At 60.7% G+C, this 21,313-nt stretch carries 30 protein-coding genes and 3 pseudogenes; 19 read left to right on the top strand and 14 right to left on the bottom strand.

The window, feature by feature from the left end; genetic code table 11:
• The first annotated feature begins 195 nt into the window (after positions 1-195).
• Together E4K65_RS44555 and E4K65_RS44570 are read left to right on the top strand one after the other, a co-directional pair.
• Positions 196-660, top strand: coding sequence for a phasin family protein (locus E4K65_RS44555; protein ID WP_135179486.1), 465 nt, complete (start codon positions 196-198; stop codon positions 658-660).
• Positions 661-1,780: 1,120 nt separating this feature from the next.
• Positions 1,781-2,542, top strand: a complete 762-nt coding sequence (locus E4K65_RS44570; RefSeq protein WP_135179488.1) for an outer membrane protein — start codon at positions 1,781-1,783, stop codon at positions 2,540-2,542.
• A 733-nt stretch (positions 2,543-3,275) separates the two neighbouring features.
• Here E4K65_RS44570 and E4K65_RS48325 read toward each other — a convergent pair.
• Complete coding sequence (locus E4K65_RS48325; protein WP_209312155.1) at positions 3,276-3,695, bottom strand: hypothetical protein; 420 nt, start codon at positions 3,693-3,695, stop codon at positions 3,276-3,278.
• 553 nt (positions 3,696-4,248) lie between these two features.
• On the opposite strand from E4K65_RS48325, the pseudogene E4K65_RS44585 reads away from it, so the two are divergent.
• Positions 4,249-4,536, top strand: a pseudogene (locus E4K65_RS44585) (NYN domain-containing protein); the annotation flags it as partial.
• A 733-nt stretch (positions 4,537-5,269) separates the two neighbouring features.
• On the opposite strand, the gene E4K65_RS44590 reads toward E4K65_RS44585, so the two are convergent.
• The 4 genes and pseudogenes from E4K65_RS44590 to E4K65_RS44605 form a co-directional block, all read right to left on the bottom strand.
• Positions 5,270-5,650, bottom strand: coding sequence for a hypothetical protein (locus E4K65_RS44590; protein WP_167771663.1), 381 nt, complete (start codon positions 5,648-5,650; stop codon positions 5,270-5,272).
• Positions 5,651-5,700: 50 nt separating this feature from the next.
• Complete coding sequence (locus tag E4K65_RS44595) at positions 5,701-5,922, bottom strand: hypothetical protein (RefSeq protein ID WP_135179490.1); 222 nt, start codon at positions 5,920-5,922, stop codon at positions 5,701-5,703.
• A 288-nt stretch (positions 5,923-6,210) separates the two neighbouring features.
• A complete protein-coding gene (locus E4K65_RS47995; protein ID WP_167771662.1) occupies positions 6,211-6,591 on the bottom strand; it encodes a hypothetical protein in 381 nt (126 codons plus the stop codon).
• A gap of 193 nt (positions 6,592-6,784) precedes the next feature.
• Positions 6,785-7,180 (bottom strand): annotated as a pseudogene (locus E4K65_RS44605) (Ku protein); the annotation flags it as partial.
• 141 nt (positions 7,181-7,321) lie between these two features.
• Between E4K65_RS44605 and E4K65_RS44610 the strand changes: the two are divergent.
• A complete protein-coding gene (locus tag E4K65_RS44610) occupies positions 7,322-7,549 on the top strand; it encodes a hypothetical protein (protein ID WP_135179492.1) in 228 nt (75 codons plus the stop codon).
• Entirely contained in the window at positions 7,542-7,790 is a 249-nt protein-coding gene (locus E4K65_RS44615; RefSeq protein WP_135179493.1) for a hypothetical protein, read from the top strand. The genes E4K65_RS44610 and E4K65_RS44615 overlap by 8 nt, the downstream gene beginning before the upstream one ends.
• An 18-nt stretch (positions 7,791-7,808) precedes the next feature.
• On the opposite strand, the gene E4K65_RS48000 is transcribed toward E4K65_RS44615, so the two are convergent.
• Positions 7,809-7,976, bottom strand: a complete 168-nt coding sequence (locus E4K65_RS48000) for a hypothetical protein (RefSeq protein ID WP_167771664.1) — start codon at positions 7,974-7,976, stop codon at positions 7,809-7,811.
• Between the two features lie 239 nt (positions 7,977-8,215).
• Between E4K65_RS48000 and E4K65_RS44620 the strand changes: the two genes are divergently transcribed.
• On the top strand, positions 8,216-8,515 hold the full coding sequence (locus E4K65_RS44620) for a hypothetical protein (protein WP_235886022.1): 300 nt from the start codon (positions 8,216-8,218) through the stop codon (positions 8,513-8,515).
• A gap of 78 nt (positions 8,516-8,593) precedes the next feature.
• Here E4K65_RS44620 and E4K65_RS44625 read toward each other — a convergent pair whose 3' ends face one another.
• Together E4K65_RS44625 and E4K65_RS44630 are read right to left on the bottom strand one after the other, a co-directional pair.
• Positions 8,594-8,971: a response regulator gene (locus E4K65_RS44625; RefSeq protein ID WP_135179494.1), complete on the bottom strand. Its 378-nt coding sequence runs from the start codon at positions 8,969-8,971 to the stop codon at positions 8,594-8,596.
• Positions 8,972-9,050: 79 nt separating this feature from the next.
• Positions 9,051-9,413 (bottom strand): PRC-barrel domain-containing protein, encoded by a 363-nt coding sequence (locus E4K65_RS44630; protein WP_135179495.1) that lies wholly within the window; start codon positions 9,411-9,413, stop codon positions 9,051-9,053.
• 100 nt (positions 9,414-9,513) lie between these two features.
• Here E4K65_RS44630 and E4K65_RS48005 point away from each other — a divergent pair, with 100 nt between their 5' ends.
• Both E4K65_RS48005 and E4K65_RS44640 read left to right on the top strand, forming a co-directional pair.
• Complete coding sequence (locus E4K65_RS48005) at positions 9,514-9,702, top strand: hypothetical protein (RefSeq protein WP_167771665.1); 189 nt, start codon at positions 9,514-9,516, stop codon at positions 9,700-9,702.
• Between the two features lie 544 nt (positions 9,703-10,246).
• On the top strand, positions 10,247-10,819 hold the full coding sequence (locus tag E4K65_RS44640; protein ID WP_135179496.1) for a LabA-like NYN domain-containing protein: 573 nt from the start codon (positions 10,247-10,249) through the stop codon (positions 10,817-10,819).
• Positions 10,820-11,406: 587 nt separating this feature from the next.
• Here E4K65_RS44640 and E4K65_RS49245 read toward each other — a convergent pair.
• The 3 genes from E4K65_RS49245 to E4K65_RS44655 all read right to left on the bottom strand — a co-directional run bounded on the left by E4K65_RS49245 (position 11,407) and on the right by E4K65_RS44655 (position 13,446).
• Positions 11,407-12,357, bottom strand: a complete 951-nt coding sequence (locus E4K65_RS49245) for a sensor histidine kinase (RefSeq protein WP_135179497.1) — start codon at positions 12,355-12,357, stop codon at positions 11,407-11,409.
• A gap of 453 nt (positions 12,358-12,810) precedes the next feature.
• Positions 12,811-13,227 (bottom strand): hypothetical protein, encoded by a 417-nt coding sequence (locus tag E4K65_RS44650; protein ID WP_135179498.1) that lies wholly within the window; start codon positions 13,225-13,227, stop codon positions 12,811-12,813.
• Between the two features lie 18 nt (positions 13,228-13,245).
• Positions 13,246-13,446 (bottom strand): hypothetical protein, encoded by a 201-nt coding sequence (locus tag E4K65_RS44655; RefSeq protein ID WP_135179499.1) that lies wholly within the window; start codon positions 13,444-13,446, stop codon positions 13,246-13,248.
• A gap of 269 nt (positions 13,447-13,715) precedes the next feature.
• Here E4K65_RS44655 and E4K65_RS44660 point away from each other — a divergent pair, with 269 nt between their 5' ends.
• The 3 genes from E4K65_RS44660 (at position 13,716) to E4K65_RS44670 (ending at position 15,600) form a co-directional block, all read left to right on the top strand.
• Complete coding sequence (locus E4K65_RS44660) at positions 13,716-14,126, top strand: hypothetical protein (protein ID WP_209312156.1); 411 nt, start codon at positions 13,716-13,718, stop codon at positions 14,124-14,126.
• Between the two features lie 810 nt (positions 14,127-14,936).
• The gene (locus tag E4K65_RS44665; RefSeq protein ID WP_135179500.1) at positions 14,937-15,209 is read left to right on the top strand and encodes a hypothetical protein; all 273 of its coding nucleotides are present in this window, start codon (positions 14,937-14,939) and stop codon (positions 15,207-15,209) included.
• A 4-nt stretch (positions 15,210-15,213) separates the two neighbouring features.
• Entirely contained in the window at positions 15,214-15,600 is a 387-nt protein-coding gene (locus E4K65_RS44670; RefSeq protein WP_135179501.1) for a VOC family protein, read from the top strand.
• 351 nt (positions 15,601-15,951) lie between these two features.
• Here the strand turns inward: E4K65_RS44670 and E4K65_RS48015 are convergent, their stop codons facing one another.
• Together E4K65_RS48015 and E4K65_RS44675 are read right to left on the bottom strand one after the other, a co-directional pair.
• On the bottom strand, positions 15,952-16,164 hold the full coding sequence (locus E4K65_RS48015) for a hypothetical protein (RefSeq protein WP_167771666.1): 213 nt from the start codon (positions 16,162-16,164) through the stop codon (positions 15,952-15,954).
• Between the two features lie 468 nt (positions 16,165-16,632).
• The gene (locus E4K65_RS44675; RefSeq protein ID WP_135179502.1) at positions 16,633-17,109 is read right to left on the bottom strand and encodes a DUF3833 family protein; all 477 of its coding nucleotides are present in this window, start codon (positions 17,107-17,109) and stop codon (positions 16,633-16,635) included.
• A gap of 523 nt (positions 17,110-17,632) precedes the next feature.
• Between E4K65_RS44675 and E4K65_RS44680 the strand changes: the two genes are divergently transcribed.
• From E4K65_RS44680 to E4K65_RS44690, 3 genes are all read left to right on the top strand, one after another.
• Positions 17,633-17,875 (top strand): hypothetical protein, encoded by a 243-nt coding sequence (locus E4K65_RS44680; RefSeq protein WP_135179503.1) that lies wholly within the window; start codon positions 17,633-17,635, stop codon positions 17,873-17,875.
• Positions 17,876-17,901: 26 nt separating this feature from the next.
• Positions 17,902-18,138: a hypothetical protein gene (locus E4K65_RS44685; RefSeq protein WP_135179504.1), complete on the top strand. Its 237-nt coding sequence runs from the start codon at positions 17,902-17,904 to the stop codon at positions 18,136-18,138.
• 93 nt (positions 18,139-18,231) lie between these two features.
• Positions 18,232-18,489, top strand: coding sequence for a hypothetical protein (locus tag E4K65_RS44690; RefSeq protein ID WP_135179505.1), 258 nt, complete (start codon positions 18,232-18,234; stop codon positions 18,487-18,489).
• Position 18,490: 1 nt separating this feature from the next.
• Here the strand turns inward: E4K65_RS44690 and E4K65_RS44695 are convergent, their stop codons facing one another.
• A complete protein-coding gene (locus E4K65_RS44695) occupies positions 18,491-18,673 on the bottom strand; it encodes a hypothetical protein (protein WP_135179506.1) in 183 nt (60 codons plus the stop codon).
• A 980-nt stretch (positions 18,674-19,653) separates the two neighbouring features.
• Between E4K65_RS44695 and E4K65_RS44700 the strand changes: the two genes are divergently transcribed.
• The 5 genes and pseudogenes from E4K65_RS44700 to E4K65_RS44720 all read left to right on the top strand — a co-directional run.
• Positions 19,654-19,908: a hypothetical protein gene (locus tag E4K65_RS44700; protein WP_135179507.1), complete on the top strand. Its 255-nt coding sequence runs from the start codon at positions 19,654-19,656 to the stop codon at positions 19,906-19,908.
• 265 nt (positions 19,909-20,173) lie between these two features.
• On the top strand, positions 20,174-20,377 hold the full coding sequence (locus tag E4K65_RS44705) for a hypothetical protein (RefSeq protein WP_135179508.1): 204 nt from the start codon (positions 20,174-20,176) through the stop codon (positions 20,375-20,377).
• Entirely contained in the window at positions 20,374-20,631 is a 258-nt protein-coding gene (locus tag E4K65_RS48020; RefSeq protein ID WP_167771667.1) for a hypothetical protein, read from the top strand. The genes E4K65_RS44705 and E4K65_RS48020 overlap by 4 nt, the downstream gene beginning before the upstream one ends.
• 156 nt (positions 20,632-20,787) lie before the next feature.
• Complete coding sequence (locus tag E4K65_RS44715) at positions 20,788-20,967, top strand: hypothetical protein (protein WP_135179509.1); 180 nt, start codon at positions 20,788-20,790, stop codon at positions 20,965-20,967.
• Between the two features lie 137 nt (positions 20,968-21,104).
• Positions 21,105-21,313: pseudogene (locus tag E4K65_RS44720) on the top strand (IS110 family transposase); the annotation flags it as partial.

Consider the following 21,313-nt stretch of genomic DNA (forward strand, 5'->3'; position numbering starts at 1 on the left):
GGTCAGGAAGATCGCCAGTTAGACGTTCGTTGGTTGGAGTTGCTACCTAAAATCATCGGCGGCATCGCAGAACGTGCAATGATCTCAGTTCATGCGGGACTCCAACAACGCACGGTTTGGAACGCCACGTCACAAAGCCTGTTGTCCTCTCAGAAATGACCGTTGTGGTCGCCTCCCCATTTCTTGGAGCGTCAGATGAGCAAACGCAAACCGGCGACAGCGCCAAAGCGCGCCCGCAATCCGAAAATGGCCGCGCGGGCCCAACGGAACAAGCAGGCCATTGTTAGAAGCCCGCCTGAGCTTCATGATGATCCTAACTACGAGGTTCCTATCATTGAGCCTCGGGTGGATGCCTTACCAGATGACCTCAGTCAGAGCATGACCGATAGCGATCCAACGAAAGGCTTTGCTTTGGCGACGGCAAACATGCAGGCGTATCAAGCGAAGCTTCTTGAGATAGCCGGGGCCAACGCGCAATTTGCTTTTGAATTCGGCCTGAGACTTGCGACGATCAGGTCACCAACTGAATTTTTCGGCGTCATTACGGAGTTTACAAGCAGACGGGTCGATATGTTCGGGCAGCAATCGAACGAACTGGCGGCATATCCGTTCTGGCGCATCAAGCCGCCCCGAGAGCTCACGGCTCTGCCGGAACGATAACTGCAAACCTGCTGCGGCAAAGGATGGACGCAAATGCGGATCACGCACGCGCCGATTGCTTGCTTTCGGCTGGAGAGCGCCGCTCACAACGAGGGAGCGGAATGAGCATCGGCCATCTTAGCGGGCTCGGCGCCGCTGATCCGAGGTAATACCCGCCATCGCGAACATAGCACAACCGAATCTGTGCTGCTGATCTTTTGGCCGGACTCGTCGTTCTGATCCTCGGCAACATCGCGTTTCGTGTGGCAGCGGAGCGAAATCATCCGCCGATCGGCGTCTTTACCGAGTGCGAATGGGGCAATGCCGCCGCGCCTTGCGTGGTCCGGAGCGGCACATGATCGAAATCTCGTCCTAAGCAGTTTGATCGACCGCCTAGCCCACAACATCGCGTCGTTTGCTTCGATCGGCCAGGAGTGCGCTACAGCGACCGTCCGTGCACGCGCATCTTGGACGGCCACAACGCAAGCTTCCTCACGCTGTTCGCGCCGCGTGCGGTGCGGCCCGCTCAATTCCTCGACGTCGGTTTCCAGCCATAGGACTGGCGCGGAATTTGGCCAGTGACGTCGATGTCCTTCTCGTCAGAGAGGCGCCACGCCGCCACTCCAAAGCAGACGGTCAAAACTACCGCGGTAACTAGCAGAAGCGTCGACAGAAACTGGCTCACTCCTACACCCCTGAACGTGGCGCGTGGCTGAGCGACCATGAACTGTCGATTCGGAAAATACAGACGCGCTGACCTAACGGCAGAATGTCCCTAAGCTTCTGCGAGGGAGAGCGCATGTTGCTCGTGAGTTGTACCGTTATCCGCTCCAAGCAATGCGGCCCTCTGCGGTAATTCGGTAATAGGCGAGCCATTTACGAGGCCGTTGTATTGGATGTGAAGAGCGAGCAGGCCAGGTTTTGATATTGAAGGAAAGATTTGGCGCCGCATTCGCTCGATGTGCACGCCAACGGGATTTTAGTTCCCAACAACTTAATGAAAATGAAGAATCTCCATCCCGCCTTTGACCCCCGGTGTGGCAAGCCAGCTACAGCAACGTACGCGGGACCGACGTACCGTTGATCGGCAGGTGGGCAAACACGCCGATTCAATGAACTCGTTATCTCTGGGGAGACTGGAATGAAGAAACTTATCGCGGCCGCGGCCGGAACATTAGCTCTGGGTCTGGCGGCTCCCGCCAGTGCGGCGGATCTCGCTGCACGTCCCTATACCAAGGCTCCGCCGCCGATGGTCGCCGCCATCTACGACTGGAGCGGCTTCTACATCGGCATCAACGGCGGCTGGGGTACGAGCCGCAATTGCTGGGACTTCGTCACGCCGGTCGTCGGCACGCTGGTTGACGACGGCTGTCATGACTCATCGGGCGGCACGATCGGTGGTCAGGTCGGCTACCGCTGGCAGTCCAGCAATTGGGTGTTTGGCGTGGAAGGCCAAGGCAACTGGGCTGACTTCAGCGGAAACAACATCAGCCCGACTGCTCCAGGTCAGCAGAACCGTACGCGGATCGATGCGTTCGGCCTGATTACCGGCCAGATCGGCTATGCCTGGAATAACGTTTTGTTCTACGTGAAGGGTGGTGCCGCCGTAGTCGACGACAAATACGACCTCATCGTCGCGCCAGGATTCGTGGGTGCAGGCACTGTCTTCGGTTCGGCCCGCGACACCCGCTGGGGTGGAACGGTCGGCGCGGGTGTCGAATTTGGCTTCGCCCCGAACTGGTCGGTGGGCGTCGAGTACAATCACATCTTCCTTGGCGATCGTAACGTCGACTTCAACTTCGCCGGCGCGTTCGTTCAGACCGAACGCGTCAGCCAGGACGTCGATATGGCCCTCGTCCGCGTGAACTACCGTTGGGGTGGCCCGTCGATCGCCAGGTACTGATAAGCTTCATCAATATCAATAAAAGTAAAGGCCGGCTCTTTGAGCTGGCCTTCTGCTTTGGGAGGCTCGAAATGAGGAACACCTACAGGCCAGTCATCCCTTCTCAGCTCGCCGCTGTTAAGCCAGCATTCGCCTCGGCTAAGCCTGCTTTGCTTATGCATCGTGGGAGTTGCCGTTGTTGTAGCCCCTTGGAGCTTATCGCTTATCCCATACTGGAAACTATCGGGTGCAGTTTGACCGAGGAGCATCAAAGCTTCACCTGCGGAGATAGTTGGGTCAGTCACTTCATCTCGCCCCTTCTCAACCTGCCAATGCTGTTCTCCAACGCGCGAGAGTTTACCTTCGGGGCCCGAGCGTCGTTCGGTCGAGGATTCACGATCTACTTGTTCGACGCGATCTTCATTCTCGCGCTGGCATATCCTCTACTGATACTCTTTTCGCGGAAAGGCGGTCGGCATCTGGTCCACCCCCCGAAAGCAGACAGACAGCGATCGTTCCCCGACATCACACGATGTCCGGTCTCCCGCAGACAGCCGACATGGTGACGGCACCTGCTCGGGGCCATGGGTGGAAAGCATCGACACTGGCCCAGACAACCAGCGCAGATGAAGCTCTCTCGAGTGCACGAACTTTGTCGAATTGTTCATGCTCGATTTGGGACGGGGCTAGTCGAGGGCTAAGCGTTCGGCCAGCCCTCGGTACGCTCGCCATTCAAAGTATTATTCCCGGGCTTCTAGCAGTCCGCCGCCTTTTTCTGGGACGGTGCCGGCTCGGCCGCGCCAGCCGTTGCCTTCTTTGATTGTTCAGTGGGCGCGGGGCGTGTCTGCTCGATCGTGCCTGCCGTCCTATCCGGTGACTGCGCGGAGGGTGCGGGTTGGGTCGCCGTTGATTGCTCGGCAGCGGTAGGCTGGCTCTGCATCTGGCGCTGCGCGTCTTCCGACGATGTTGCGGTATGCTCCGTGACTTTGCTCATCGAAGATGTCGGCGGATGTTCCTTGGAATCAGTTGCCGTGGATCCGGTGGTTTGTCCGGTATAGCCCGGGACGCTCCCTGATCCTGCATCGCGACTTGCCGTGTTGCAGGGGCCGGCAAGCACCGAGCTGGTGCTGAAGGCGAGCACCGCGCCCAAGATCATAAGCCTGGTAGTGGTCATAGCCCTCTCCATCGTTGAATCTGAACGATAGAACAAAAGTATGGGGCCTTCTGTTCCTGACGCTGTGAGAGCGCGCCAACATTGGACGAGTGACTGAGTTCCCCTGCTCAAGATCGTACCGCGCGTCATCGCGCAGAAGCGGTACGACAGCTTTACCGCCCCTTTGGCTTCGAGGCCCCGAGCGATTTGAGCTGGCGTAGGTCGTTCGGCGCCTCCGCGAGCAGCCAGTCGCGAAAGGTGTCAATCTTTGGCAGCGACGCGGACGCTTTAGGGCGACTATCCAATAGCTCTTGGACAGCGGCAACGACTCCAGGACAGGCAACACCAGCCGACCGTTGATCAGATCCCAAGCCGCCAGTGTCGTGCGAGCAAGAGCGATACCCTGCCCGTTGATCGCGGCATCGATAACCATGCTCGCACGATTGAGCACGGGACCGTGTGTGACATCGGCGTCGTCGATGCCAACGCCATGCAGCCAATTCGTCCAGTTGGATCGGCTGTCCAGGTGGATCAGAGGAAACTTCAGAATATCAACGACCCAGTCGATGCGGCGGCGCGCCGTCGCCGCAAGGTGAAGGGCAACATGGACATCGAACTGGCGGTCGATGCCATGGAGCTCGCCGGGCATGTAGACCAGATTGTACTGTTCTCGGGCGCCGGCGATTTCCGACCGCTGGTCGAGGCGCTGCAGCGCCGCGGTGTCCGCATCACAGTCGTCTCGACCATCGCCAGCCAGCCACCGATGATCGCGGACGAACTCCGCCGCCAGGCGGACTTGTTCACCGACCTCGTCGAGCTGCGATCCAAGATCGAGCGGCCCGCCTCTGAACGCGCCCCCCGCGCGAACGTGAGGCGCGTCAATCCGCGGCGCAATTGCAACCCGTGAACCGAAGGGAAATGATACGTTCTTGAGGAATGATCTCGAAGTGCCAATGAGCAGCGTCAGGCGGTTGGCCTTAGCCGCCATCCGAATTGACCAGCGAAATGTCTGCTCACATGCACCTCGCAGGCATGGTGCTTATCGTCGACGCAAGCACGTTCGACCGTCTGCTTGCTGCATTGGCTTCGATGTGATGGCCGACACCCTGTTCAAGGATGAGCACACCGAAGACGGGTTCGCCTTACACAGCGATTATCGCCTTAGGCATAATGGGTGCGAGAAAATTCAGTTGCCGCGGCAGCTCATCGGTTAGGGGTGCAGAAGGGTTCAGCGATGAATACTCACCGTACAGTATTAGCTATCTTTGCTGCAGCTTCGTTATTGCAGTTGTCACAGCGTTTTTGACGATCTTGCACAATGTCGACGCTCGCAGCGCCAGCGCGGAAGCTCCGGGCACGATAGGTTTGGCTCGACCCCATCCGCCGTTGCCAACGCATGCCGGCCAGAAATAGATCGTGCTTTCTATCGGCGGCTCTGAATTCGGGCCGGATCAAAATGAATCCACCGCGTCGGCTGAATTTAGGCCGCATAGCGAGCCAGGTCACGGCCAAGCGCAGCAAGAAGCCAGCGGCCAAGCCGCCGCAGAAAGCAGCCTAGCTAGAACGGCTCCGCTGCGGTCTGGGCGAGGTTAGGCTTACCCGAGAGGCCGTGCTTGCCTGAAATGGAAACGGTTGGGTGCGAACCTCCGGGCCACAGTGCGAGCCTCGCCTTCGCATGTTTCCAGCGCGATCTTTTGGGCGAGCATGACGTCTCCGATCGGCAGGGCGCCGATCGGCATGAAACACAGTCCCACCTGTAGGCGACCTCTCTCGTCGATCTCGCACACGTTGACCGAGGCCCCGGCGTGGATCCTGTATCGAATGCCGCTGTCGCTCCCGATCACCTCGAAATAGCCCTTCCTGGCGAGCTGTTCACGCTGGGCTGGCGACAGCCATTCCCGCAAGAGTTGCAGCGATCGGCCCTCCGGCGTGCCCTCGGCGCCGTGCCGGATGAAGAGCGCTCTCGCCGCCTTCATTCGGCAGCGGCCGCCCCGCGAAGGTCGAAATCCGAACATGACCGTCTCGGTTATCCACCGACCAATCTGGGGAAGAAGACGGTTTCCTTCGCAGTTGGGTCGAACGATCGGATCTGCGAGACCTGACCTGGACCCGTCCGGACCGACGCGGTGAAGCCGGCATCGGTGAGCTCGTAGAACCGCTGCTCCGCTCTTGCCAGATCTTGTGCGTCGTTGGCATTGAAATGATGTCGGCTGTCGCCGCTGCGATCCATCACGATCTGGATTGCCATGATCGTCCTCCTCGGATTTCTGGTGGCCAAGGATCTCAATCAAGTATCTGGCCGAAGTCACGAACTTTCAAGACTTCGTTTCAACGGCGGCCTACCGCGAGCGAGCCTCTGCCGCCGCGGCGTCAGCGCAATCAATGATCCCCAAGCCTAAGCGGCACCGTCGCAAGGGTACCCTCGCCCAGCCTTACGACCAAGTGGCAGTGCGTCAAGCAGCCGGCGGACGTTCAGGAAAAGTCCATCGACACACCTCGTTGCCTGGCGTCGCCCCGAATACTGTCGAGGCCCAGCTCACGGGTGGGTGTTCGTTTTCTGAATAGGTCGCCATGCGACGGCCGATCGTGGAAGGTCTCCGAACTCGGACGAGGCATAGTCCCGACCTTCTGGGGTAATGATATGGACGTCGTAACAGCCTATCTTGGCAAGCTCCCTGGCTTTCGTAAGTGCCGCTTCGGCGGTCTTCCTCCGGTGCGCCAGCTCGCCGTGCCTGCACATGCCTTTGACGGTGAAGCTCATTTCTTCTTCTTTTTGTTCTTTTTCATGGTCTCGGCCTGGGGCCCGGAATGCCTCGGCCAAGGTCTTCATCTGATTTGCCACAAAGGCGTCAGCAGCGCGTGCGGCTGCCTTTTCAGCCACCTCAGCCTGCTTGCGGATGTCCTTTACAGCTCCCATGGGGGCTTAATTTCGAGGCCACAGTGTTGTTCCGCCTTATAGGGTCGATTCCTGGCGGCTTTCTTTTTGTTCAGACTTGAAAGCTTTGTGCGGCGCAATCTGCGCCAGATCGGATGGTGTAGTCGGCGCGGCGATATCAACGATCAGAATGCATGGCGGATATCCTCGAAATACTCCTGCTCCGATCGCACTTCGCGACCTTGTCCATCTCGCGGATCACGGCGAAGGCGTCATGGCTGACCTTGCCGTCCGGACGCAGGTAGTAGGGGCGGATGAGGTAGCGCGGGTCGATGTCAGTCTTGTCGATCTCGATGGTGCGCGTCGACTCCAGCGCGATCTCCTCGAGCTCCGCCTTGCTGACCTCGATGTACTGGCCCTTGTCGAGTTCGTAGCCTTTGACGATGTCCTCGTTTGGCACCTCGTCTCCGGTGTCGGCATCGACCTTGAGGTATTTGATCCGGTGCCCTGTGGCCCGGTTGAGCTGGTTGAACGAGATCTTCTCGGACTCGGAGGTGGCTGGGTAGAGTGCCACTGGGCAGGTGACCAGGGACAGACGCAAAAAGCCCTTCCAGTTGGCTCTCGGTGCCATGACTTCCATACTCCGGATACGCAGCCTGGATTCAAGACGATCATGTGGGCCCGGTTCCGACACTCCATACGATCTTCCGACGATGCCCTCCGCGGCCGCCCCGCGCCCTACTCGACATGAACAAACACGGAACAATGGGCCATGTCCGCAGCCCCCGAAAACTCATTCCACGTCTCCGACCTGGACCTCGCTGCGGACCAGGCGGTAGCGGCCTGTGGCGGCGACGCAAGGGAGACGGTCAAGGCGCTCCTGGTCGCGAACGACTTCCTGGAGCAGCAGCTCGACGAGCTCCGGGCCAAGGTGTCGACCGGCTACGCCCGCGGACGGCTCCCACCGTCTCGGGAACGCAAGGACGAGGCAGATGGCTGAAGTGACCTACTACGTCGCTCTACCGTTCGTTTTCTCCGACGACGGCGTTGCTGCCGGCGAGGCGACGGAGTGCTTCAGCGCCAATGCCGCGGTCATGCAGGCCGAGGCGCTGGCGCGCAAGCCCGGACACGCCGGTGCCGTCGCGTTCAGCCGCAGCGGGGAGCACGCAACCGGGGACTTCGGCGACGCGAAGCTGATCCGGAAGTTCGGGGACGTGCCGGACGATCTGAGCGCACTTTGACCGACGGCAAAAGCCGAGTCACTCGTCCACCCGACCGACGGCATCTCCCGGTTCGAGCAAGCTCAGTGCGGTCTCGATCTGCGCAAGCTGCCTTTCGATTTTCTCGCGCTCGTTCGGCCCGGGACCGCTCTCCAGTTGCGCCAGGAGCCGTTCCTTCCGCTCAAGCAACTTCGCGACGATCGACATCGCGCCCTCCCCATATTCTGCAGCGGCATCCTTCAAAGAAGTTGGTGCGCCGGCGACGATCCGCCAGTCCCGTCGCCGGCAACGATACCGCCACAGACCCTGAATGGAACGCCATACCCGGACCGGGCGAGTGCTTGAGAGCCTCACTCCTCCTCGTCCTTGGCGGCTTGAGCGCGCCTCTCACTTGGCCCGATCCGCCTTGACGACGTCCGTCACCGTCGACACGGGCAGAACCCTTCGTGAACCAAACGATCGCTCTTGCCGTTGTGTCGCATCCGGGCGCCTCCGACTGCGTGCGCCGAGAGACAATCATGAGGACCGATTCACGCCAACATCTCGATTCAGGCGGCGCTTGGGACCGGACCTATCTCGAGTCCCTGATCCGCGCGGATTTCGAGCGATGCCGTCCCGGCGAGACGCTGGAGGATCTCAAGCGGCGCGCGTCTTTTTCTAAGGAGGACAAAGGCCTGCTTCGGGATTGGATGGCGGTGGCTCGCGCTGCGGCCGCATGCACGGCCAAGGCATCGCCACCACGCTGACGATCTGCGGATCCGCCGCCAACCATTGCGGGCTTGCTCGAAGGATCGGGGTCTCACAACGATCCCGGTTCGACCCGGCTAGGCCCGGGTATCCAGTAGCTGCGAGACGGCGGCAGCCAATTGCGCCGGCGCAAAGGGCTTCTCAATCAGGAGGCTGCCATCGACGCCCTGCGATTTCCAGTCTGGCGCGCTGGCGCTCGTCATGTAGACCACCGGAAAGTCAGGCGTGATTTCCCTGATCTTCCGCGCCAGCTCCCATCCGCTGATGCCATCACCCAGGTTGACGTCCGTCAGCAGCGCCCGACACTGCTTCCGGCCGTCCCGAAAGGTGGACATCGCCGCCTCTCCCGAATGGACCGAGCAGGCCTCGAAGCCGCCGTCCGACAAGGCGTCCTCGATGAAGCTGCAGATCAGAGCTTCATCCTCGACCACGAGAACACGAAGGGGATTGCTCACTTTTCAAGTCTCCTCGACAACCGATGCGGATCGTCTGGCGTGACTGCGGGCACGTTGTCCCGCGAGTGCCCTGGCCGCCTCAAGCCACCGGCACACCGTAATAGGCATTCACGGAGCGTGCGGTCGCGGGATCGCTCCAATTCCAACTGCTCTCGTCGGCGTATTTGGGAGCGCTGCGGAGCTGGTCCTGGGTGATGCCGGTGACGTAGCCGCCGAGGTTGGTGTCGTACTTCAGCGCCTGCCAAGGCAGCGGATAGTGGTCGTCGCCGATGCCCAGCAGGCCGCCGAAGCTGAGCACCGCGTACGATACCTTGCCGCTGACCTTGTCGATCATGACGCGCTCGATGTAGCCGACCTTTTCCCCGTCGGCCCCGTAGACATTCGTGCCCTCGACCTTGTCGCTTCCGATCAGGCTGAAGGTCTCGCGATCTTCCATGGCCATGTTGATCTCCCGGATGTTGTCTTCTGGAGTCAACGGGAGGACGATGGCTCCGTTCCTGGCAAAGCCTCGGTGGCATTGTTCTGGGCGAGCGGAGTTCGGGATGGAACTAACCGATCTGGAGCGCGAATTTTTGAGGAAGCTTCTCGGCGAATCCTGGGTCAGCCCGCCGATGTTCGACCATGAGATTGTGGCTCGACTGGTGGAGCTGGGTCTCGTCGAAACCGAACCGCTTCCATCCGGCGATATCGAATACCGGATCACTGACACGGGCCGAGCGGCGGCCGCGTAACCGCAATTCGGCCAGTTAAGGCTGGCTCTGCTCAGCTATCTGAACGACTGCGACCCAAGCGACGCCGGCTCTTTTCCGATTCGCAAAGCCGGACCGATCCGGCACCGGCGCCGAGCAGCATCTGAAACAGTGCCCGGTTGGCCCTGTATCTGGCGGCAGGCCGGCTGGCCTCCGAACTCTGGATCAGCAAGCGGCCGTCGGCCGTGCACAAGTACCACGTCCATCTTCGGCCGCGCTTTCTCAAGTGGGTCTCGAAAACAGCGAAGTGGTCTGCCATCGCCACTCTCAAACCGTCAGGGGGACTTCCATTGTAATCTGTCTTGCCATCTGGCCGCAGGTTCAATCCGCAGTGAGCTGCACAGAGACCGCTCAGAGGAAAAGATTTGGACGCTGAAATAATTGGAGGTAACTCTAGAGTTGAGGCTCGAGTTTCCGGACGAAAGCAATATTGTGAGCCTAGCCAGCTCACCACAAGCCATTTCGGTGACCTGAGCTTGTGCGGAAGCGCATCCTCCGCATCGCTCAAATTTACGGCGGCGCCCGAATGTCATCCGCCCCTGACAAGATCGCGCTTTTCATCGATGGCGCCAATCTGTACGCCACCGCCAAGACACTGGGATTCGACATCGACTACAAGCGCCTTCTGCAGGAATTCCAGGGCCGCGCCACGCTGCTGCGCGCCTTCTACTACACGGCGGTCATCGAGGATCAGGAATATTCCTCGATCCGACCGCTGATCGACTGGCTCGACTACAACGGCTACACCGTGGTCACCAAGGCTACGAAGGAATTCGTTGACGCCTACGGCCGCCGCAAGGTGAAGGGCAACATGGACATCGAACTGGCGGTCGATGCCATGGAGCTCGCCGGGCATGTAGACCAGATTGTACTGTTCTCGGGCGCCGGCGATTTCCGACCGTTGGTCGAGGCGCTGCAGCGGCGCGGCGTCCGCATCACAGTGGTCTCGACCATCGCCAGCCAGCCGCCGATGATCGCCGACGAACTGCGCCGCCAGGCGGATGTCTTCACCGACCTCGTCGAGCTCCGTTCCAAGATCGGCCGCGATCCGTCCGAGCGTTCTGGCCCGCGCGAGCGCGGGACGGTGTCGACCGCATAGTCGCCTTCGTTGCTCCCTCGGATTTGATCCGCGCTACACCGCCGGCGATGTCGGGGAAATCGGTGCGGCCGGAGTTCGCGCCAGCGGCTTCGGCATCAGAACATCCCGAGAAGGGTAAAAAAAACGACCTCGGCTATGAAGGCGGTGGTCATGATCACGACCGTGAGAAAGACGTCGCCTATCGGCATCAGGGGCATGACAAGACCCGCGTCCAACGCAGCCCCATCCTCAATTCACGAGGGGCGGAAAATGTTTCCGGGGCCGGGTTCCCGATGTATCCTCGTCTCGGGCAGGGCGCTCGGGGGCCGTTTCATGCGCATACTTGATCTGTCCTCCTGGTGCGTGACCGGGGCAGGCCTGGTGATGATCGCGATCTTCGCCCTGCACTGATCGCCTTGAGTGAGATCCTTGCACTCGCCTGGTGTTCGCCGGGCCGCCACCGATGTTCGGAAGCTGCGAGATTGCCGTGGGCAGTTGCGCGGGCGCGAACGGCGTCTCGATGAGGATCGGTGCGGCAGTCCTCGCGACTTCCAAGCCTCCGCATGACCGCCGGTCATGTACGCGGTGGAACACATGGCTTCCGGTAGCTAACGAGGCTGCGCGCGCAGCCGCACGCGCAGGCCGGATTCGAGCCGTTCGTACGTGAGCTGCCCGTCGAGCTGCTGAGTCAGCAGCAGGACGATCCGCGAGCCCATGCCGCCGGGATCGGCGTCGCTGCGGAGTCCGACGCCGTTGTCGCAGACGGATAGCTCGATGCCGTCACTGGTCGAGAGTGTGACCGCGACCTGCCCTGGCTTGTCGCCGGGAAAGGCATACTTCAGCGTATTCGTGACGAGCTCGTTCGTAATGATGCCGACGGCGAGCGCCTGTTGGCTCGGCAGATATACCTCGTCGCAGACCACTTGAAACGCGACGGGCCCGGAAGGCGCCAAGGATTCGAAGACTTTTTCGACGACGTTGTTGAGAAAGTACCGCATATTGACGAGGCGTGAGTCCTGCTTGAGGGAAAGATGATCGTAGACCTCCGCCATGACGTGCAGGCGGCGCGCCGTAGCCTCCAGCGCGGAGGCGGCCTCGGGGCCGCCATTCCTCGCCTCCAGCCGGATCATCGCGCTGAGCACTGCCAGGTTGTTCTTCGTCCGGTGCGCCAATTCCTGCAGCAGGACGGTCTTCGTCTTGTCCGCCTGCATGACGCGCTCGAGCTCGGCGCGCTGGAATTCGGCGACGGCCGCGGTGCCTGCGGCCGTGATCGCGAACAGAACGTTCGGCGCGAAATAGTCGACGCCGTAGGTGCCTGCGTAGCTGAGGTAGGCTCCCACGCCGACGGCGATCACCGCGGCGAAGATTCCGGAGCCGCGGTCGAAGATAAGGCCCGAGAGGAACACGCCCGGCAGTAGCAGGAAGTAGCCGGATGAGCCGGTCTGCATCTGCAATCCCATCTGCAGCACCGAGCAGATCACCATGATGCAGGCGGAGATGCAGTAGCGGACGACGGCGGGAAGCCGGTGCTCCAGAATTAGCGGATAGAGTCTATGCATGTACCTAAATCAACCGGTTCGCACGACGTTCCGCCTTGGAAGGCCGAAAAGGGCCGCGGAACGAGACCTCGTGTGTTCGGTCTACAGCTCCGGATGTATATCAGCAGATCAGCCTCGGCGTGCTCTTCGCTGCCGGGACCGATCGCTTCGGTCGGGCTTCGTGGCGGGGTCGAGGCAAGGAGCTCACGGAGCGGATTTCTTGAAAACCCCTCTCAACGGGCCGTGGCTAAGCCCTCCGATCATGAGATCGTCGCAGGCGTTGCGTGGGCGCAGCCCTGCCTGGGGTTTCTTTGGGACTTGGGGGCGGAGCCACGCGGGCCGCGCAATTGACGCGCGGACCCGAAGGATCAACCCGGTCCTACCGGGCTCGTTCCTCCGAGTCGCCCCGACCCATCGTTGGGCTACTGCAATGGTGCCGCCCGCCGAGCACCGGCGGCCGGAAGCACGGCTCCGTTACGAGGCCTTGGCCCTTGCCCGCGCTGCGACCAGATCGCGTCGACGCCGCTTCCGGTCCCGCTTGCGTCGGCCCGTCGCGACCGGAGATGCCGCCGGTGTCGCCGCAGGCGTCGAGTCACTGGTCGCCCGGATGGGAGGCGGCACGGCAGCCGGCACGGCAGCAGACCGCGCCTCCATGATCTCGAGAACCGAGCGCCCCTTGTCGGTGATGCGCCAGCCGCCGTTGAGCCTCTCGACGAGACTTTGCGAAAAGATGTCGAGGTCGGGCACGCGCGCCGCCAGCCGCTTGGTGCGTTCGGCCCAGTCACGTCCGCTCGTCGCCAGGATCGCCATGTCGCGCTTGAGGTCGGCCATCACGGCAAATCCGTCCGGGTAGCTCACCAGGATTTTCAGCACTGTGACCTGGAAATTCACCCGTGCCTCCGCGGCCGGTCAGCGCCACATGGTCGGCGCTTGGGAGAGCGCTTGGCGGCCGACCTGCTTGAGGTGGTCCGCAGACGTCTCGCCTCTCGACGCGGCTTCCAGGATTTTCGAAGCCACGTGGGTACGGGCGCCGGTCTCGGTCCGGGAAACGCTTTCGCAGACCTCATCCAGGACCGCGCGCAACAGCGCGGTGGTAGCAGGATCGAGCATGGGAGACCCCCGAAGGAAAAATGATCGTAGCGCAATCTCACAGACAAATATCCCACCAAGCTTACACTCGAAGTCCAGCACGGCAAGCTCCGAAAGTTGCCGCACCGCACGCGGATTGAACCCGTCTTCGGTCGAAATGTTTGTGCTCTAAGCTCGAAAGTTTTCGGCGAGGGAGCATCCCATTGCTCTCGGCACCGGGACAACCAGCAACCATTGCCTAATTTTCCCGTTGTCTGGCCGGGGCCAGAAACGTGGAGAGGAGGAATCCGATGAAGAAGATTGCAATGGTGGCGGCGACGGTCGGCGCTCTCGGTCTCGGCTCGATCGCGGCGACGTTGCCCGCCGAGGCTCATTGGCGAGGTGGCTGGGGACCGGGTATAGCCGGCGGCCTGATCGCCGGCGCGGTGATCGGCGGGCTTGCCTCCTCGGCGTATGCCTGGGGGCCGGGCTACTACGATTACGGCCCGGGCTATTACGGCGCCGGATACTATGGCGGACCCTACGCCTATGACTATGGGTACGATGCGCCCTACCGCTGGGGTGGCGGCTACGCCACGACCTACTACACCGCGCCGGTGTCCTATGGCTACCGGTACCGTCGCGTCGTCCGGCCCGCCTACGCCTATTACCGCGGCGCCTATCCGGTCGTGCGGCACCACTGGCATCATCACCACTGGTGATACGGCGCCGTCCCTTGAGGCCCCCGTCAGGCCGCGCTCCGAACGGGCGCGGCTTTCTCGTTTCGTGGAGCAGGATATTGCAGGTCACCACCATCCGCCGGTGAAGAAGTCGTGCCGGTCGAACGCCAGCCGTGGTTCGGTTGGCCTCCTCGTCCACCGCTTCGCCTGCGGAGGAACTTCTGCGCGTTTGCGCGCCGGCGGCTCTTTCTTGGCGTCGGAAGTCGGTGCTGCAGGCATCGAGGCCATCGCCTCTCGCGCGGATTGCTCCGGTTCTTCCGGCAGGGGATCAGCCTCCGCGCCATCTTCGAAACATCGGTGCGCAGGCGTGTGTCGAAGGCAGGTCGGCTTTGCCCCCAACTCCAACAAACCGCTGCATCGGCCTAACTGACGCGATGGGCCAACATGCGAGAAATTGGCACTTTTCGCGCGCACCGAAATAATATCCACGGCTGCTTGAGACGAAGCTGTCGAGCTTGGAACATCAGTTCATTGAGAGACGTCTTGCTGATGAAGAATCTGCGCTAGTAGACCTCACCGCGCCGTGCGCGGTGCGGATGGCGTCTTCAGACCCCTTGTCCGCGGTCAGCCATCCTTGTTCAGCGGGCTAAGCTCTGTCGGCCAGTCCGCCGTGCTCGGCTCCCTTTCGGCAATGATATGCGAAGTGCTCGTGAATGCTCGCTAACGCGGGCAGCGTTTGGCTTTGCGGCGCGCCGATTGCCGGAGCCTGAGCATCGCGGCAATTGATCCTAAGCTGCCATCAAGCGCCCTAGGAACATCTCTGCGCGCAGTCGGTTGGCCGAGTGATCGCCGATGAAAGGACGGCGCGGCGGGAGGAGCGCTGCGGTGGCAAGAACATCGATCTCGAAGACCGACTTGGAGCTTATGGCGCTTCAGCAGATTCGGAGCTTCCCGGGCGGCGAGCGTGTGGTTTCTGTCGAGGTCGAATGCGACGCTGGCGAGGCCCGCGACGTGGCCTGGAGGCTTCATGTCACTGCAAAGGACGAAGCCGACTTCGAGCGCATCCATTATGCCGCAGAGACCACGACCGAGAGATTGAAGCGGCGGTATTGCCTCAAACGGTGACCAGATGATCCATCACGTCTCGCTTGGCAGTAACGATGTGAACAGCGCAAGAGCGTTTTACGATCCGCTGATGTCCCTTCTCGGCCTGCGACTCCTCAAGCGCTCGGACCGTTCGCTCCACTACGGCGCCTCGGATATCATTTTCAGCATCGAAACCCCGATAGACGGGCTACCGGCAACGGCCGGAAATGGCGCTCACGTAGCTTTTCAAGCACCGGATCGCGAGACAGTGAGACGCTTCCACGCGACCGCACTTGCGCTTGGAGGCGCTGACGAAGGGGCGCCCGGCATCCGAGACAATTACAACGCGAATTATTTTGGTGCCTTCGTACGCGACCTCGATGGAAACAAGATTGAGGCGGTGACGTACACCGCAAGAGAAAGCTTCTAGTCAGGCGAGTACACCTCTCCCGTCCGGATCGTCGCCTTCAACGCGATCGAGGGCTGGTCCAGAGCCGCGACTTCCGATGTCGCCGATGCCGTCGCTCAACGCGGCATCGACTCGGACGCCGAGGTGTCAGCCGTGCTGCAAACTTTCAAAGCTGAGAATTCAACAAAGGCGTTTGACCTTCAGCTGTCGCTGCCCGTGCCCTGCAACACTCCTAGCGCGATAGACCGCCCATTCGGCCATCGTCCGGCGGCGCTTCTCCCGCATATCGCAGCAGCGGTAAGCTGCCTCGACCTTGTCCGAGACGGTATGCGCCAAAGCCATCTCCGACATCTCGTTCGGCGCCGGTCTCAGCTATGACGGCAGATCGGCAAAGGACAACGCCGTGTGCTGCCTCCACCGGTGAGACCCCTTCGACCGCCCCGGCAGTAGCTTGTCGAGCAGGTTTTTCCAGCGCACCGGGTTGTCATCTTCCGGGAGCTTCTTCTTGGCCCAATCCGAGACGTTCTCGATGCGGCCGCGGATGCGACTGGCGGTCTCGGTGCAACCAGAAGGTTGGCGCGTCATCTCTCTTGAGGACCGATAGGCAGCGACTTGGACCCGATTCTCTTGCTCAGCTCGGCCGGTGCGGTATGTCCGACGCCACAGCGAAGTTTGGCGGAGTTTCCCCAAGGGCAAGAATAGCCTCTGCCCGCTCGAGGATAAGCCTTTGAAATTATTGGTCGGAGCGAGAGGATTTGAACCTCCGACCCCTAGTCTCCCAGGCGGAAGCAGATGTTTGTTCCTGCAAGGTAAAATTTGGAAACTAGCGAGCGGGGTCCTACCGAACTCTCAGGAGTTTTTATCTCAATTGTAAACCATTGGCCGGTTCTCGGAACGGGCGAGAAGCCGTGGTCTACCTTCCCGGCATATAGAAAGTCATTCCTTTGCGGCGGCCGATGTATGTGCCGTCCCATTTGGTGCCGTCGTTCGTGTTGGGCGCACGTTACTTTCGCCCAGCCGTTCGTCCGGCCGACTCTACTGAACCAAGCGAAGCTATAGCTTCCGATAGGTGACGTGTGCCGTCGCAAACGGAATTCCCGCACGCCCGGCGCTACCTCGCACGATGCAAACCCTGTCGTCGATCGCATAGAACCAATCGTCGAAATTCAGCTTGATGGACTTACCGCCCGCTTGCGGTGTGTCGCGCGTGTACTTCCAATGGAACGCGCAACCGGCTTGCTCGCCTACTGCCTCACCTTCAAGCCGGTTTTCCAATCCGGTGTACTTGCCGGCCTCGCCTTTTCGTATCGTCCAATGCAAGGTGTCGCTGTGTCCATCGTCAAACGTATATGTCTCGTTGAACACCAGCGCATCGGTGTCCGCATCCCGTTCGCCGTGGCCAGCTATCGCTGCTCGCTTCAGTAGTCCACCGACCAAATTCTCCAGCACTACCCAGCCTTCGAGCTGCCCGACGAAAAATCGTTCAGGAAGAAACAGCGGCGTTGTGCCCGCGAAAGCATAGATCGCCATCGGTAAGCCCTCGAAAAGCGTCCAACGAACTAAGTCGCCTCTATCGGGCAGGTTCCCGACCGGCGCGGAAACATGCTCGGTTCGGTGCACTCTACCATGCGCAGCACGCTTTGCAGGACGGGCATTCATACGATCGGATTTCGTACCGCTTGGCGGCTAGCTCGCTACTGACGAACTTTCGCGACTTGTCGCACGCGGTACAGCGGTATTGCGGCCCATGGCAGACCCCAAATCGCACAGTAAAAAGAACAAAAGGCCGCCCGCAATAAACGAGCGGCCACCGGGAGTCTAAAATCAAGCGGCTAGGCGTCGCAGGGGATCGCTGATGTCAACAAGCTGCAAGAGGCGTTCGATCTCTTCGTTCGATAGTCGAACAAGAGCAACTCCTTGCCATTCCGGTACAATGTCGGAGATTTAACGCGCGGATTACGTCGGAGTAAGCTCGCACGCGTTCTGGACCACTTTGACGCAGGTTTTGCGAGTGGCTTCGGGAACGTTCGGTGGCGCCGTCATTTGGAGAGCAATGACGAGCACGACCGTAGTTCTCATTCCCGGCATGCTGAAAGCGCTTCGCCTGGTGCGCCTCCACGGCTTTATGGTCGAGCGCAGAGACGGCCTGTATTACCCCGGCAGCAACCAGCCGGCATGCTCGAAGGCTTTGGCAGAGAAGATGGTTGAAGGCGGCTGGCTGGTGAAACAGGGAGAGCGTTATCAGCCTACAGAGAAGGGTTGGCATGCAGGACAAGCCGGTTCGGATGTGGGGTAAGAGAGGTGACGCCCAGGGGCGCCCCGATGAAGATCACCTTCGGCGAGATGCGCGAGATGGGCTTGCGCGGCGTCCTTGTCTATTGCCATTGCGGCCATCACGTTGCCTTGGATCCCGACCGTTGGCCTGACAATGTAAGGCTCTCCGATCTCGAGCCGCGGTTCATCTGTCAGGGATGCGGAAGCCGCGGGGCCGATGTCCGGCCCGATTTCGAGCGGGGTAATCCGAGGCTTGCCATCAGGGGGTACCGAAGCACGACATGAGCAAAGGCTCGGGGCGGCCTTTTGCAGAGCCAATCAGGGTCAGAGCCCGCAAGGCGCTTTGACGCACCGGGAAAATTCGGCAATACTCGCCGCATGGTTGCTCTCGACGAGATCACAGATGCCCTCCGGCACGAGGCCGAACTCGCGCATCGAGTGCGATTAGAGGAGTTGGTCGAAGCCGTCCGGAAGACGCTGGAGGAGCCAAGCAGCGCCAATGAGAAGGTGGCGCAGATCAAAGCGTTGCTCGCCGCCCAAGATTATCGCGCCCAGGAGCAGGCCCGCCAGCGTGAGCCGGGCGGCCCTAGTTCATCTTCTGGCGATGGCTCGCGCCGGGAAGGTTGCTCGATCTGAGTCAACCGCCAGCCCTTTTGCGCTCCAGCATCGCCATCTCAACTTGATCTGCTAGCACGGTCAAATGATTAGCGAGGCGATCGAACACTTGGCGCTTCGCTTGATCGGTAGCTAGGTCGCGGATCCGGGCGCATTCAGCCGCGTCCTTCCGGAGCTTTTCGATCTGGGCCAAATAGTCCTGCATGACGCCCCACTTTTCTTTTTTTCGGTTTCAGGTTTGGAACTTACCTCCAAATCCGAGCGAGGACCACCGGCTCGAAATTGGGCGCCGACAGGATTTCCGACGAATAACATTTGTTCTTGACGGAGCTCGACTCACTGGGAAAACTTGCCAAACCGGGGCTGGCAAAGCCGTTTCATTTCGGAATTATTGAAACCCGGTAGGGCCGCTGTTCCAGAACAGCGGCCTTGCCATTGAGGGCCGCCAGCGTGAACCGGCGGGGCCCCGGTTGGATTTCCAGCCGCGGCTCTGGGTATTGTCGGATGTCAAGTACGGTCGCCGAAAGTCTCTAAATTGCCGCCGCAATCTGCGGGGACAATCGGTTGGAGTGGGCAGGCCATACGCGCGCGTGGACGCTTGAGACTGGCGCCAAGGTGTGGCTGAGGACCAGCGCTGAACGTAGCACTTTTCCACCCGAAGGCATCGATTTACCAATCCTTCTGGGAGATGCAACGGTTATCAGCAGCACGGTTGTGAGCTCTTCGCCGACGCGAATTGTCATTGAATTGGACAGCGGTCACCTCAAGTGCCTGACGCCAGGAGTGTCAGGCTTGTCGCCTCGCGGATTCCCCGGCTCGGAATGGATCGTGCAGTTGCGCGTATGATCCATCGTAGATGGGTCTGCTCGTGTCTTTCCAACTGAGCCTGCATGTCTTTCATTGCAGCTATTCCGTTCCCTGAAGGCGAACTGTACTGCCAAGGTGTGAAAGCGAACAGAGCTGAATGCCGAATTTTCCTAGGCTCGGGTCGCTGGATCGACGCAGTCCAGCACCTCCAGCGGCCCCGGCCTTCCACACTTCAAAAGCCCCCACGGCCGGGGTCGTCTCTTAAGTGGCTATCGGTAGCCCAAGCCACCGACAGGCGCTTTGGCGTTCCAGTCGAAGTCCGGCCGAACGTCGGCACCGCGAGACCCACGACCCGGAAACTCGCTAGGAGCCCCGCCCATGCGTTCAAAGACCGAGGCCGAAATAATGCACCGGTGGCCCGCGCTGAGCGACGGCGCGCTTGAAATCCTTACGAACGCCGCGCTGGTGGAGGGCGAATGGTTTGTCAATGCGGAGAACCTGCTAGCGGCAGCGGAGCTTGTGGGGCTCGGACTGGTCCAGGCCCGCGAGGGGGATGACGGCATCGACCTCGTCCTCACCGATGCAGCCCGCGCCTTGGTAAATAAACGCTGCCGCGGCCGCCTAAGCACATGACACGTCGCGGGTTTTGACGCTGCGCCGGCAAGCTTTCTGGTTGCAGGTTCGAGTCCTGCTGGTATCGGCAGCCGCGGCAGGCAAATAGCCAAACAAAAACCAAGGCTTGAGCTGCACTGGTCGAGTCGAGCATCGTCCGGCGTTCCGGTTGGAGAACAGGTGCGGACAAAAGGGGCCAATTGGCGCCAGGAGAAGCACAAAATCCCCGGAGAAATCCCCGGAGCCATTTCGCACATCCAAATACGTGAGAGCGCCCACAACCCCCATGACCGCGCTCATCACCATCAAGAAGCACGAAGCCGTTCCCGACACCGGCAGCTATGAGGTCCGCTTCGCCGACGACCGGCCGAGCGTCTATTTCTACTGGGACGACCTGCCCGGCCGGCGACTTCAGCCGGACCTCCTGACGCGCAGCGAGGCCGAGGCCAGACCCAAGGAGCGGGCCCGCATCGAGCGCGCCAGCAAATGAAGCACGTCGAGCCCCGCCCCTTCGCAGATCCGCAAATCACCGCGCGCAAGCTCCTCGAGCTCGCCGCCGGCGTCGAGCCTGTCAACGGTCGCATTCACATCGAGAAGATCAACGCGCCGTTCCTCTCCAAGAATGGCTGCAACGCGACGGGCGCGGAATTCGGCGCCGGCATTCGCTACGCGGTCGAGAAAGGTTGGCTCGAGCTGCACGAGAGCGGGACCTTCGTGCGGCTGATCAAGGCTGAGGCCCAATAAAAACGGCCCCAGCATACCCCTATGCTGGGACCGTTGGAGGTTTGCTTGGCGGTAATGGAGCCTAAGCATCCCTAGCTTAGGAAAAACTGGCAATCAGGTCTGTCTGCTTTCGCACACAAGCAGTATGGTTCCCGCTCGGGAACGGAACTGATCGCAGTGAAAGACATGCAGGCTCAGTTGGAGAAGCTCCGCACAGAAGCGGCGGAGTGCGCCCTCATCCGTGACCTGGCGACCGACCCGAAGAAACGAGAACTGTTTACGAGGCTGGCTGATCACTTGACGGCTCTCGCCTCAGAAGTTGAACGCGCAATCGCGGACAGCGTGAAGCAGACCTGATGAAGGCGGGCTGGGGCGACGCAAGCTGAAGCAGGATCAATGAAGAAACCGCCAACTGATGGGGTGGATGGCCCCCTCTCGCGGCATCGAGTGCCATAATGGTGGTCGTCGAAGATCACCAGTAATGGGAGCCATCCATGGGCAATATTACAGCAATCGGTCTTGATCTGGCAAAGAAGGTTTTCCAGGTGCATGCGGTCGATGAGGCGGGCAGCGTAATCATGCGCAAGCAACTGCGACGAGGCCAAGTTCTCGCTTTCTTTGCAGGGCTTCCGTCGTGCCTCGTCGGGCTGGAAGCCTGCGCGACGGCGCATCATTGGGCGCGCGAGTTAACTGCGCTCGGCCA

Source organism: Bradyrhizobium niftali (assembly GCF_004571025.1).
In the GTDB taxonomy this organism is placed as follows: domain Bacteria; phylum Pseudomonadota; class Alphaproteobacteria; order Rhizobiales; family Xanthobacteraceae; genus Bradyrhizobium; species Bradyrhizobium niftali.